This window comes from Mucilaginibacter kameinonensis, assembly GCF_003675385.1.
GTDB classification, from domain to species: domain Bacteria; phylum Bacteroidota; class Bacteroidia; order Sphingobacteriales; family Sphingobacteriaceae; genus Mucilaginibacter; species Mucilaginibacter kameinonensis.
Window position 1 is genome coordinate 447895 of the sequence record NZ_RCWZ01000001.1, and the last position, 12768, is coordinate 460662.

15 protein-coding genes are annotated in these 12768 nt (G+C 43.7%); 6 read left to right on the top strand and 9 right to left on the bottom strand.

Annotated elements, in window-relative coordinates; translation table 11 throughout:
• The first annotated feature begins 457 nt into the window (after nucleotides 1–457).
• From thrA to EAH55_RS01980, 4 genes are all read left to right on the top strand, one after another.
• Nucleotides 458–2908, top strand: coding sequence for a bifunctional aspartate kinase/homoserine dehydrogenase I (gene thrA / locus EAH55_RS01965; RefSeq protein ID WP_121808273.1), 2451 nt, complete (start codon nucleotides 458–460; stop codon nucleotides 2906–2908).
• A 173-nt stretch (nucleotides 2909–3081) separates the two neighbouring features.
• Nucleotides 3082–4080: a homoserine kinase gene (locus EAH55_RS01970; RefSeq protein WP_121808274.1), complete on the top strand. Its 999-nt coding sequence runs from the start codon at nucleotides 3082–3084 to the stop codon at nucleotides 4078–4080.
• A gap of 200 nt (nucleotides 4081–4280) precedes the next feature.
• Nucleotides 4281–5591 (top strand): threonine synthase, encoded by a 1311-nt coding sequence (gene thrC / locus EAH55_RS01975; protein WP_121808275.1) that lies wholly within the window; start codon nucleotides 4281–4283, stop codon nucleotides 5589–5591.
• Nucleotides 5592–5776: 185 nt separating this feature from the next.
• Nucleotides 5777–6133 carry a hypothetical protein gene (locus tag EAH55_RS01980; RefSeq protein WP_121808276.1) on the top strand — a complete coding sequence of 119 codons (357 nt, stop codon included), beginning with the start codon at nucleotides 5777–5779 and terminating at the stop codon, nucleotides 6131–6133.
• A 95-nt stretch (nucleotides 6134–6228) separates the two neighbouring features.
• Here the strand turns inward: EAH55_RS01980 and EAH55_RS01985 are convergent, their stop codons facing one another.
• Both EAH55_RS01985 and EAH55_RS01990 read right to left on the bottom strand, forming a co-directional pair.
• A complete protein-coding gene (locus EAH55_RS01985) occupies nucleotides 6229–6441 on the bottom strand; it encodes a type II toxin-antitoxin system RelE/ParE family toxin (RefSeq protein ID WP_208644770.1) in 213 nt (70 codons plus the stop codon).
• The gene (locus EAH55_RS01990) at nucleotides 6429–6614 is read right to left on the bottom strand and encodes a hypothetical protein (RefSeq protein WP_208644771.1); all 186 of its coding nucleotides are present in this window, start codon (nucleotides 6612–6614) and stop codon (nucleotides 6429–6431) included. Before EAH55_RS01990 ends, EAH55_RS01985 begins: the two co-directional genes overlap by 13 nt.
• A gap of 70 nt (nucleotides 6615–6684) precedes the next feature.
• Between EAH55_RS01990 and EAH55_RS01995 the strand changes: the two genes are divergently transcribed.
• The gene (locus tag EAH55_RS01995) at nucleotides 6685–7290 is read left to right on the top strand and encodes an HAD family hydrolase (RefSeq protein ID WP_121808277.1); all 606 of its coding nucleotides are present in this window, start codon (nucleotides 6685–6687) and stop codon (nucleotides 7288–7290) included.
• Between the two features lie 149 nt (nucleotides 7291–7439).
• Here EAH55_RS01995 and EAH55_RS02000 read toward each other — a convergent pair whose 3' ends face one another.
• Genes EAH55_RS02000 through epsC form a run of 3 tightly spaced genes read right to left on the bottom strand, consistent with a single transcriptional unit; the run spans nucleotide 7440 to nucleotide 9379 of the window.
• A complete protein-coding gene (locus EAH55_RS02000; RefSeq protein WP_112568264.1) occupies nucleotides 7440–7637 on the bottom strand; it encodes a DUF5808 domain-containing protein in 198 nt (65 codons plus the stop codon).
• A 15-nt stretch (nucleotides 7638–7652) separates the two neighbouring features.
• On the bottom strand, nucleotides 7653–8525 hold the full coding sequence (cysM, locus tag EAH55_RS02005) for a cysteine synthase CysM (RefSeq protein ID WP_121808278.1): 873 nt from the start codon (nucleotides 8523–8525) through the stop codon (nucleotides 7653–7655).
• 23 nt (nucleotides 8526–8548) lie between these two features.
• Complete coding sequence (gene epsC / locus EAH55_RS02010; protein WP_121808279.1) at nucleotides 8549–9379, bottom strand: serine O-acetyltransferase EpsC; 831 nt, start codon at nucleotides 9377–9379, stop codon at nucleotides 8549–8551.
• A gap of 125 nt (nucleotides 9380–9504) precedes the next feature.
• On the opposite strand from epsC, the gene EAH55_RS02015 reads away from it, so the two are divergent.
• A complete protein-coding gene (locus tag EAH55_RS02015; protein WP_121808280.1) occupies nucleotides 9505–9945 on the top strand; it encodes a nuclear transport factor 2 family protein in 441 nt (146 codons plus the stop codon).
• A 54-nt stretch (nucleotides 9946–9999) separates the two neighbouring features.
• Here the strand turns inward: EAH55_RS02015 and EAH55_RS02020 are convergent, their stop codons facing one another.
• From EAH55_RS02020 to EAH55_RS02035, 4 genes are all read right to left on the bottom strand, one after another.
• A complete protein-coding gene (locus EAH55_RS02020; RefSeq protein ID WP_121808281.1) occupies nucleotides 10000–10881 on the bottom strand; it encodes a DMT family transporter in 882 nt (293 codons plus the stop codon).
• A gap of 479 nt (nucleotides 10882–11360) precedes the next feature.
• Complete coding sequence (locus EAH55_RS02025; protein ID WP_091210258.1) at nucleotides 11361–11876, bottom strand: glutathione peroxidase; 516 nt, start codon at nucleotides 11874–11876, stop codon at nucleotides 11361–11363.
• Between the two features lie 43 nt (nucleotides 11877–11919).
• Nucleotides 11920–12345, bottom strand: coding sequence for an rRNA maturation RNase YbeY (gene ybeY / locus EAH55_RS02030; RefSeq protein ID WP_121808282.1), 426 nt, complete (start codon nucleotides 12343–12345; stop codon nucleotides 11920–11922).
• The gene (locus tag EAH55_RS02035) at nucleotides 12345–12767 is read right to left on the bottom strand and encodes an ATP-binding protein (protein ID WP_112568252.1); all 423 of its coding nucleotides are present in this window, start codon (nucleotides 12765–12767) and stop codon (nucleotides 12345–12347) included. Before EAH55_RS02035 ends, ybeY begins: the two co-directional genes overlap by 1 nt.
• Nucleotide 12768 lies beyond the last annotated feature (1 nt).

The following is a 12768-nucleotide window of genomic DNA, read 5'->3' on the forward strand; positions in this document are numbered from 1 at the left end:
TTTTTTCACTTAACATGGCACCCATTTATTAAATCCACCATCATTGATTTGCCTCAATAATCTTGCTTTTAATCAGCATCCCGACTTACGAAGTTTTTGAAACTTCGTAAGTCTTAAACACCTTGTATAAATATTTAATAACGCAAGGTCATTGATAAAACCTTTTACCTATCTCTCTCATTATCAAATCCATCATTTACCTACCCAACTACCTGATAATTATTGCGAAAATCATAATTTGTAAAATAATCCTTGTTTATTAAAAAATAATCTACTTACTTTACAGACATTATATATGACAATTAACAACACCATTACTACAATTATTATTACCACCGGCATAAACCTCGGAGGAAGATAATCGTATGGTGTAAAAACATAAAATGAAAACCAAAAGAAAAACCTTCCTCCGCAAAGAGGAAGGTTTTTTTGTTATAGAACGATTACTAAACCATAAATGAAAGTTTTAAAATTCGGAGGTACTTCCGTTGGATCCGCAGCCAGTATCCAAACCCTGTTAAGCATCCTGAAGGATGAAGTAAAAAATGAAGAGAAGCCGGTGGTAGTATTATCTGCCATGGGCGGCGTAACCAACCTGCTTTCGGCCATGGCCGAAGACGCGGCAAATGGTAAAGAGTTTACTGCCGGTTTGGCCGAATTGGAGAAACGCCACTTTGATACGGTGAAAGCCCTTTTGGATGTTCAAAACCAAAACCCGGCGCTTACACGTTTAAAAATTCACTTTAACCAACTGGAAGAACTTTTACAGGGCGTGCTTACCCTTCGCGAACTTACCCCGAAAACGCGCGATCAGGTGCTGGCCTTCGGTGAGCGCTGCTCAACCCTGATGGTGAGCAAAGTTGCAGCTCAGCACTTTGGCGATGTACTGTTTGTTGATGCTGCCGATGTGATCAAAACCGACAGTGCATTCGGCAACGCCAAGGTAAATACCGAGCTTACCGAACGCCTGGTACAGGGCCTTTATGCCGAAAACAGAGGTAAAACACTAATCGTTACCGGTTTCATTGCCTCAAACGATGCCGGGCAAACCACAACATTGGGTCGCGGAGGTTCTGATTATACCGCTGCTATTTTTGGCGCGGCATTAAATGCCCAAGAAATCCAGATCTGGACAGATGTTAACGGCATGATGACCGCCGATCCGCGCATGGTGAAAAAAGCATTCTCATTAACCGAACTTACTTATACCGAAGCTATGGAGCTTTCTTACTTCGGTGCCAAGGTGATCTATCCGCCAACCATGATCCCGGCGTTCTTAAAGAAGATCCCTATCGTTATCAAAAATACTTTTGAGCCCGAGTTTGCAGGTACCGTAATCCGTCATGATTGCAAAGCTTCTACACTGCCAATCAAAGGTATTTCGTCTATCAACAATATTAGCATCCTCAATTTAGAAGGTAGCGGCATGGTGGGCAAATCCGGCTTTAGTGGCCGCTTGTTCTCACTACTTGCCCGCGAACAGATAAACGTTATCCTGATCACCCAGTCGTCATCAGAGCATAGCATCACCTTTGCTGTTCAGCCACAGGATACCGAAAGGGCTAAACAAGTTATAGAGCAGGAGTTTGAACTGGAACTTGCCGCAAAAAAACTGGAGCATTTAGTAATCGAAAAAAATCTGGCTATCCTGGCTATCGTAGGCGAAAACATGAAACAAACGCCTGGCATGTCGGGCAAATTGTTCCATGCGCTTGGTCGTAATGGTGTAAACGTAAGGGCTATTGCTCAGGGTTCGTCAGAATATAATATCTCAGTGATCATCTCTGCTAATGACCTGTCAAAGGCATTGAATGCCGTGCATGACGCTTTCTTTGTGCAGCTTACCAAAACCCTGCATGCATTTTGCCTGGGCACCGGCAACATCGGCAAAACTATGTTTAACCAGCTTAACGCCCACAGCGAGTATCTGAAAGACAATAACGGCATCCAGGTTAAAATAGCCGGTATCAGCAATACCCGCAAAATGACATTCAACAGTGATGGTATTTCGTTAGATACCTGGCAGGATGATTTGCAGGCGTCTCCTTATGAGGCCGATCTGCAATCATTCATCAACCGGATGAAGGAAATGAACCTGCCAAACTGTGTGTTTATCGACAATACTGCAAGTCCGGTTCCGATTGGTTTTTACGAAGAGGTTTTTAAAGCCAATATCTCGGTGATCACCTGTAATAAAATAGGCAACTCTGGCAGCTATCAGCAATACCGTACTTTTAAAGATACCGCCCGCGCCCATGGTGTCGATTTCTTTTATGAAACCAACGTTGGTGCCGGTCTGCCAATCATCAATACCCTTAAAAACCTGATGAACAGCGGCGACAGGGTGCAACGCATTGAAGCAATACTGTCGGGCACTATATCGTTCATCTTTAATAATTTTAAGGGTGATGCCAATTTCCACGACGTGGTAAAAGAGGCACAAGACAAAGGCTACACCGAACCAGACCCGCGTGATGACCTGAGCGGAAAGGATTTTATGCGCAAAATGCTTATCCTGGCCCGCGATGCCGGTTATGCGCTTGAAGAAAGTGACGTACAAATTGAAAGCGTACTGCCAAAAGCAAGTCTGGAAGCAAAAAGCGTTGAAGATTTTTACGCGACACTAAAAACTGAAGATGCGCATTTTGCCAAACTAAAAGATGCAGCCGAAAAAGACGGCAAAGTATTGCGCTATATTGGTAAACTGGAAGATGGTAAAGTAAGCATTACCCTACAAATGGTTGATGAAAACCATCCGTTCTACATGCTGTCGGGCAGTGATAACATCATATCCTTCACTACCGACAGGTACCGTGAGCGCCCGCTGGTTGTAAAAGGCCCTGGCGCAGGTGCCGAAGTAACCGCCGCCGGCGTATTTGCTGATTTAATAAACGTAGGCGCAAATTAAGAGCCGTTTTCAATCCCCTCTTGAGAGGGGGCGCGCAGGAAATGAGCGAAAGCAGGGGTGTGTTATCCAGGCGATAGGCAAAAAGCAGAAACACACCCCTCCACCCCTCTCAAGAGGGGAATCGCACAGGCCTCGCTTTAAAAGCGACGAATGATAGTTTGATATTTTGAATAATGGAAGATAATAAGTTACAAGAATTAGCCCCTACACCTTCGGCTCCCCTTTCAGTGGGCGGGGGCCGGGAGAGCATCCACGTTTTTGCTCCGGCAACTGTGGCCAACGTGGTTTGCGGTTTTGATGTACTGGGTTTCGCGGTTGATGAGCCTGGTGATGAGGTAATCATGCGCCTGACCGGCAAACCAGGTATCACCATCAGCAAAATTACCGGCGATGACGGTCGCCTGCCGCTTGATCCGGCAAAAAACACCGTAAGCGTTAGTGTTCAGCATTATTTACAAAGTGTTGGCCGTAGCGATATTGGTTTAGATATCGAACTGCATAAAAAAATGCCCATTGGCAGCGGCTTGGGCTCAAGCTCGGCCAGTACTGTTGCAGGTTTGTTTGCCATCAAAACATTATTAGGCGATGATGCCGACCCGATAAAACTGTTGCCTTTTGCAATGAAAGGCGAAGAAATGGCCTGCGGTCATGGTCACGCGGATAACGTTGCCCCTGCCTTGTTTGGCGGTTTTGTGCTGATCCGCAGTTATGAGCCGCTTGATGTGGTTAGGCTGCCACACCCTAAAAACCTGTGGTGTGCTATCGTATTCCCGGATGTGGATGTACCAACAAGAGAAGCTCGTCAGATTATCCGCAAAAACATCCAGATGAAGGATGCCGTAACCCAGTGGGGCAATATTGCCGGTCTGGTGAGTGGCTTGTTTATGCAGGATATCGACCTGATTGGCCGCAGCATGAAAGATGTGTTGGTTGAACCTGTGCGCTCCATGCTCATCCCCGACTTTTATAAAATGCGCGAAATGGCGATGGAACTTGGCGCTGTAAGCTTTGGTATATCAGGCTCAGGCCCTTCGGTTTTTGCCTTTACTAAAGATGAAGCAACAGCCCGCGCCATCACCCAAAAGCTACAACACCATTTAACCGGCCTTAAGATCGGTTCAAACAGCTACGTATCAACCATTAATGACGCAGGACCAAAGGTTTTGAGATAGTCCTAAGTCTGAGGTTTTGAGTTATAAGTTTTAAGTCGAAATAATAAAAGCCACGTCATTGCGAGGTACGAAGCAATCCCCGATTAGCAGGTTCGCCCTGTATAGTTCGCGATTGCTTCGTACCTCGCAGTGACGAGATGGAGAAATCCACAAATTGAAATTAAATCCGAAATCGAACATCCGAATTCCGAAATCAAAAAATGAAACTCTACAGTACCAATAATACCCTATCCGAAGTATCGTTCAAAGACGCGGTTTTTAACAGCATGCCGCAGGATAAAGGCCTTTACATGCCATACACCATCCCTCGCTTGGATGATGAGTTTATCAATAACCTTGATAAATATTCCCTGCCCGAAATTGCGTTTAAAGTAGCTCAAAACCTGCTTGGAGATTCCATCCCGGAGGCTGACCTGAAAGCCCTGATTGACGATGCCATTAACTTCCCTGCCCCTATTGTAAAGCTGGAGGACAATGTTTACGTCCTTGAGCTTTTCCACGGACCATCATTGGCGTTCAAGGATTTTGGTGCTCGCTTTATGAGCCGTGTCATGAGCTATTTCCTTGAACCAGGCGAGAAACAACTGGACGTACTGGTTGCCACCAGCGGCGATACCGGTGGTGCTGTTGCCCTTGGCTTTTTAGGCGTTCCAAATACCCGGGTAACTATCCTATATCCAAAAGGCAAGGTGAGCGGCGTACAGGAGCAGCAACTAACTACCAACGGTCAAAATATCCGCGCATTAGAAGTTGACGGTACTTTTGATGATTGCCAGGCACTGGTAAAACAAGCTTTTGTTGATGATGAGTTGAATGAAAGGTTCCGCCTTACATCGGCCAATTCTATCAATATAGCACGTCTGGTTCCGCAAACTTTTTATTACTTCAATGCTTACGCCCAGTTATTAAGACAAGGCATTAAAAAAGTAGTATTCTCGGTACCAAGCGGTAACTTCGGTAATATTGGCGCAGGTTTGTTAGCCTGGAAAATGGGCTTACCTGTCGAAAAATTTATCGCGGCTACCAATGTTAATGATACCGTGCCTGAGTTTTTAAAAACCGGCGTTTATCAGCCAAAACCATCCGTAGCCACGCTTTCAAACGCGATGGACGTAGGTAACCCAAGCAACTGGGTACGTATTGCCGACCTGTTTAAAAACGATACCGAAGCCCTTAAAGAGCTGGTTGTAGGTTTTAAATATGATGATGAGGAAACTGTAAAAGCCATTAACTGGGTATTTGACAATTACGACTATGTAGTTTGCCCGCATACAGCTATTGCATGGCAGGCACTAACCGATTATAAGCAAGACCACGCCGCCGCTGATACTGCGGGCGTATTCCTTTCAACCGCACATCCTTGTAAATTCCCTGATGTTTTCAGCGAAAAGGTTGCAGCTAAAATTGAAGTACCGGAACAGGTAAAAGAACTGGAATCAAAAACAAAGCTGGCTATAGCCATCAGTAAAGATTTTGCTGATTTTAAAGGCTACCTTTTAGGGGTTGATTAATTTCAGTATTTTTAGATGCTGGAAATAGCCCCTCAATTACCCACCATGTCATTGCGAGGAGGAACGACGAAGCAATCCCGTAGCTGTGCAGATCCGCTCTGTATAGCATGCGATTGCCGCGCTATCGCTCGCAATGACATCGTGGGTAGGCACACCCAGCGTCTGATTCAATACCGAAATATAAAATGCTTAACAAAACCCTGATATTTACCTGCCTTGTGGCAGTTTTCTTGACAGCCTGCAATCGCAAACAAAAGTTCGACCGTGATAAATGGGATGATGGCGATGGCTTAACATTTGCCTACCGGCCAGCTTTGGTGGATGACCTGATAGCCAGTAAGCAGCTCAATAACCTTAAATATCAACAGGTGATACACCTGCTTCACCGACCGCAGTTAAGCAGCAAGGACAGTATGGTGTACGACCTTGACAGGAAATACGACAAGGGAGTATTAACTTACACCCAAACACTTGTTGTTTTCCTGAAAGATTCGGTGGTTACCAAGGCCGAGGTTCATGAAACCCATCCGAAGAAGAAATGATTATTTTGTTTTGAAGGCAGGGCTGTTTTTAAGTAATCGTTTGCTGTGATGAACGGTAAGCACATCTATTCTGGTTTTGCTTACAATTCTATAAATCACCCGATACTACCAACAAGCACCTCTCTTATTGAAGGATCTTGTTTTTCGGGAACAACTTTACCTCTTTTCGGGAATCGTTCCAATGGCTTAACGCTTAATAGTAAGCGTTGAACCTGTATTTGGGCGTAATGCTCTGAATCCTTGGCTATAAATTCGGCTATGTTGTCAATGTCTTTAACAGCCTGTTTAGTCCAGTTTATTTCAACCATTTACCCAGACTTTTCTTTGCTTCTTCCGTTGAAAGTATTTCGTTTTTGTTTGATTCCTCAATACCAATTTCGATTTTATTCAACAGCATTAACCGGTCTAATATTTCCTCAAAGCTAAATTCTCCCGGAAGCTCATTTACCGTTTTCAACACTTCTTCTTTCGTCAACATCATTAACTATTTAATAATCTAAATTTACTAATTAAAATTTAAAGTGTTTATTAGCTTTAAGTTTTCACATAGCATGATCAACACCATAATATTTGATCTGGGCGCTGTCCTGATTGATTGGAACCCGCATTATTTATATCACACCCTGTTTACCGATGAGCAGGAAATGAAAGATTTTCTGGCCAATATCTGTACCTCCGACTGGAATGAAGAGCAGGATGCCGGCCGGCCACTACAGGAAGGAACAGATCTGCTTGTTGCTCAATATCCCAAACACGAAGCTAATATTCGTGCCTTTTATTCCCGCTGGGTTGAGATGCTGGGCGAGCCACTTCATGGCACAGTTGAAATTTTTAAACAATTAAAAGCGAGCGGCAGATACAGGATCTACGCGTTAACCAATTGGTCGGCCGAAACTTTCCCATTTGCTTTAGAGCGTTATGCTTTTTTGAACTGGTTTGACGGCATTGTAATGTCCGGCGCCGAAAAAATGCGAAAGCCATCACCTGCTTTTTACCAGCTCTTACTTGATCGTTATGATGTAAAAGCCAACGAAGCTTTATTTATTGACGATAATTATCGCAATATATTAGCAGCCGAAAAAATGGGGATTAAAAGTATTCACTTTACATCATCAGAGGCTTTAGAGGCAGAGTTGAAAAGCCTGGAGGTGTTATAAACACTTTTCAAGTCGGCCATGGGGACACGGCCTTTGATTAAAAAATGTCATTGCGAGCGAAGCGTGGCAACCGCACGGAAGCAGGGTCGCCCTGTATAGCATGCGATTTCTTCGTCGTTCCTCCTCGCAATGACATGAATTCTTTACCTCTACTTACTTGGCGCTATTATCCACGCTACAACTACCAACGCTAATAATATGCCCATAATCAAATAACTAACCGGCCGGGCAAAATTCAGTGTCCAGCCGAGGTACTTGATCCTTTTGGGTACGATTATACGGTTGTCATCCTTGTTGTAGTAAAACACGCCGTATTTATAATTGCTTAGGTCTTCTGTAGGCTCCATAATTAAAGGATACTATTATCCAAACAGCTCGCTGCTTAAATACCTGTCGCCACGGTCGCAGCAGATGAATACGATTACGCCTTCTTCCAGTTCCCGGGCCAGCTTTATAGCAGCTGACAACGCACCACCGCTACTCATCCCGGCAAACACACCTTCTACCTTGGCCATCTGGCGTGCCATTTGAGTTGCATCTTCCTGTGAGATATCCATAACCCGGTCAACCCGTGTGGCATCAAAAATCTTAGGTAAATATTCCTCCGGCCACCTGCGGATACCCGGGATCGATGAACCCTCAACGGGCTGACAGCCTACAATCTGCACATTGGCATTTTGCCCCTTCAAATATCTCGAACAGCCCATAATGGTACCGGTTGTACCCATAGCACTTACAAAGTGAGTGATCTTGCCTTCCGTATCCTTCCAGATCTCGGGGCCGGTAGTTTTCACGTGCGCCATATAGTTATCCGGATTGGCGAATTGGTTCAGCAGAAAATATTCGCCGGTAGCGGCTTTTTCTTCGGCATAATCGCGGCAAAGCTCAATACCTTCCAGCAAGGTAACTTTAGCACCAAAGGCTTCCATGGTAAGCGTACGTTCGCGGGTGGAGTTTGAGGGCATAACCAGTTCTATCTCCAGATCAAATAAACGGGCTATCATCGCCAGCGCAATACCCGTGTTACCGCTTGTTGCTTCAATCAGCTTGGTACCGGGTTTGATATCACCACGCTCAATGGCGCTCCTGATCATATTGAGTGATGCACGATCTTTCACACTGCCACCGGGGTTATTACCCTCCAATTTGGCGAAGATCTGCACTTTGGGATTCGGGTTCAGCTTTTTTATTTCTACCATAGGCGTATTGCCTATCAGGTCTATTAATCCAGCCATTGTATATTTTTATTAGGTAAATTTTATTTTTTATGTCCGAACAGTTTTATGCTCAGCCTTTTCAAAATCCTGTGATTTGGGGCATGATAAACCTTTGAGTTGGGTGGCAAACTTTTGGTCAGCCAAACGTTCCCTCCTACCACACTGTTATGCCCAATAACGGTTTCTCCGCCTAAAATAGTAGCGCCAGAGTAAATTACAACATTATCCTGAACTGTAGGGTGTCTTTTGGTATTCGCCATGCTTTTATCTACGCTCAAGGCACCAAGGGTAACGCCCTGGTATAGTTTTACATGCTTGCCTATTATACAGCTTTCGCCAATAACAATACCGGTGCCATGATCTATATAGAAATACTCGTCTATTTTGGCAGCAGGATGAATATCGATTCCCGTTTTTGAATGCGCGTATTCGGTAAGGATGCGCGGCAGCAAAGGTATATCATCAACATACAGGCTATGCGCAACACGATAAAGCGAAATGGCATAAAAGCCCGGATAAGTACGGATCACCTCAAACTCGCTGCGGGCAGCAGGGTCGCCGTTAAAAATGGCCTGAATATCGGTATTCAGCACACGAAATAATTCTGGAAGCCCCTCAAAAAATTTTTTTGACAGTTTTGACGTATCGCAATTGCTGCAGGCTTTGGTGGCATGCATAATTTCACACAATTCATTCTCAAGCCTTAAAAACTCATCCTTCAGCTCCTCCACCGAAGCAAACTGTTTGCCGGTTTGTTCGGGATACAGCAAATGGATCACTTTAAGCGCCCAGGCCGTAATTTCACGGTTTGAAGGCACAGCCTCCAGGTTTTGCTGTTTAGCAAAAATATGTTGATAAAAATCCTGACTCATGTTTTATGGTGGGCTGTTTTGGGAAAACAACCATTAACAGTACAAGTTTATATAAAAGATTGTTGTTAATATGTAAAATGAACCGGATAATTGATATTTGATTATAAAACATCGATACCCAACCTATGAAAGATCAAATAATTGCTACAGTAACTGCCCTGTTTAGCGGAGCCGATGAACGGGACTGGGCCAAAGTAAAAAACGCATTTGCCGAAAATGTAGAACTTGACTATAGCTCCATGACCGGAAACCCGGCCAGCATCGCATCATCCGCTGATATCATTGCCGCATGGCGGGGCTTCTTGCCCGGCTTCGACAGGACACATCATCAACTGGCAGATTTTTATGTGATGCAAAACGGCACGGTAGCCCTGGTGCATTATTACGGCAAGGCCGATCATTTTATTGGCGACGAGCTATGGATTGTGGAAGGCACTTATGATACCGAACTTATTGAAACGGATGGCAAATGGATCATCACCAAGCATAAGCTTAACCTCATTAAGCAGGATGGTAATATGGATTTACCGGCGAAGGCCGCGGCCAGAGTTTCGGAGCAGGATTAACTGTAAAATTGAAGACTTACGAAGTTTTAAAAACTTCGTAAGTCTGGGTTTACACTATAAATCTGCCTCTATCCTTTTTCTCCGGCTTAATCCCGCCTGCAATATCACAGAAACGATGATCACTAACAACCCCGCATAAAAAGATACATTAAGCTGGCGGGATTCATTGAATAAAATCATCGCCAGTAAAATGCTATAAACGGGTTCCAGGTTAAAGGTGAGGTTAACCGTAAAGGCCGAGATCTTTTTTAAAACCTCAGCTACCATTACATATAACCCAACGGTGCAAAAAAGCGCCAGAATGAGCAGGTAAAATATGTCCAAAGTGCCCGGCAATATTGTTTTTGACGGGAAGAAATACAGATATACCGGCAGTACTATAGTTAAGGCAGCGCTTCCGGTCAGCATCTGGTACATATTCATCACGGTGGCATCATACTTTTTAACCAGTCGTTCATTAAAAATAGTATACAGTGATGCCAGGAAAGACGATATTACCCCAAGCACAATCCCGGTACGGAACGAGGTATCGAAATGAAAGATCAAACCAATGCCAGCCAATGTAAGCGTGCTCAACAGCAGCTCGGTTATGTTAAATGGCTTCCTGTTGATAAGCGGGGCCAGGAACGCGGTAAAGAAGCTGGTAAGGCAATAACAAACTACGCCTACAGATACATTTGAATATTTGATACTGGCATAAAAAAACACCCAGTGAAAGGCTATCAATAACCCGGCCTTCCCCATTTCCCAAATGTTGGCCCGTGAGTGGTTAAACTGCGCCCTTTGAATCCAAACAATAACTACAAGGAATAAAAAAGAAAACAGGGTGCGGTACCAGGTAAGTAAATATTCATTTAAAGAGATAAGTTTCCCGAACACGCCAGTAAAACCGGCAAGAACTACAGCTATATGTAACAGAACAAATGTTTTTTTCATTTTTTGCTAAAATAAGATTGAGCGGGCAAACACAACGATGCATATGATTGCCCGCGTTGAATTAAATTGTTTTGAAAATAGTGTTGAAAAAGGATCAAATACAGTTGCACTACAACCGGTTTTGATTAGCAAAAAAGAAAGAATGGTGGATCATTAAAAAAAGGCTCCGAGACCAAAAATGTCCGGATTAGAGATTTGAGATTCTCTTTGGCGCCATATTTAATGTTTGCTGTTATCATTTGTTGATAAGCCAAAGATAGGAAAAAGTTTTATTGCGCCAATACATTGTGTTGTTTTGACACTAAAAATCGGATCAAACTGTCCTTTCCTCGCAAGCAGTTGGCGTATAAGATTTCTCTTTCGCCCCTACGCACCGCTCCTCCCTTGCTCTATCGAAATGACATCGGCTTTTTTAATTTCCGTCAACAAAAAAGGCCCCGGCTATCGCCGGGGCCTGCATTTCTTCAATAACAAAACGTTTAGTTCAGATATTTAGTGATATCCTCAGATAGCGGTGTTGTTTGTGACCTGAAACGGTGGATTAGTTTGCCATTTTCGTCTATCAGGAATTTTTCAAAGTTCCATTTAATGTCGCCGGTAAAATCTGGGTTTGGAGCAGTTGTAAGGTATTGGAACAAGGGATCGATATCCAAACCTAAAACGCTAACCTTTCCGCTCATCGGAAATTTCACGTTGAAATTTTCTTTACAAAAGGTTTTGATGTCCTGGTTTGTACCTGGTTCCTGGCCGCCAAAGTTATTGGCTGGGAAGCCTACTACTACCAGCTTGCCTTTGTATTGCTCAGACAGTTTTTCCAGATCGGCGTATTGTTTGGTGAAGCCACATTTTGAAGCGGTGTTTACGATCAATACTTTTTTGCCTTTGTATTTAGCTAAGCTAAAATCCTTGCCGTCGATAGTTTTCAGTTTAAAATCATATACTGAAGATGGTGCGGCAGCAAATAATAAGGCGATGATGAGTGCCAGTGTTTTCATGGTTTTTACAATTGATTGTTAATAATCCAGCATAAAAGTAAAGCTAAAAATTTCTTTTAGCTAAGTACTCATCTTCTTTTTGTGTCATTTTTTGCTTTGTAACAACACTTTTATCGGTATAACCTAAAAGGTGCAGGGCCCCATGAATAATAACACGGTGCAGTTCGTTGGTTTCGCCGGTTTTAAATTTGGATCCATTCTCGCGGATGCGGTCAATCGAGATAAAAATATCACCAACAATATCGCCCTCAACTTCCGAATTGTCAAAAGTTACGATATCGGTAAAAGTATCATGATCAAGATATTGCTGGTTTATTTGCAACAGGTACGCGTCTGAGCAAAAAATGTAGTTAAGCTCTTTCAGTTTAAAGCCTTCGGCAATTACCGTGTCCCTTATCCACTGTCTTAATTGTGCTTTCTGTTTCGGCTTGAAAGTAGTGTCTTCCTCAAAAAAATTAATAGCGGGCATCAGATCTTAAAGTGAAGTTCAATTTCATTACCCGAGGCGTTGAAGATGCATTGATCGGCAAGGTGTTTAATGATAAACACACCACGGCCGGTAAGGTTCTCCAGGTTTTCGGGGGCAGTAGGATCGGCAAGGTTATTATAGTCGAAACCGGGGCCTTCATCGGTAACTGTCCAGATAATACGTTTCGGTTCTACTTCCGCATTAACAATCACCTTTTTAGTCTCATCCTGTTTGTTACCGTGTATGATAGCGTTAATAACCGCTTCATTAAGGCAGGTCATCATATTGGCGAAGGTATCTTCCTCAACATGATATTTATCAGCAATTTCTTCTATCAGCTGCTCAAGCAACGCTATGCTCTCCGGTTTTGACGGTAGCTGCAACGTGTATAGCTCGCTGGTTTGAACATTTGCCTCTTCCATA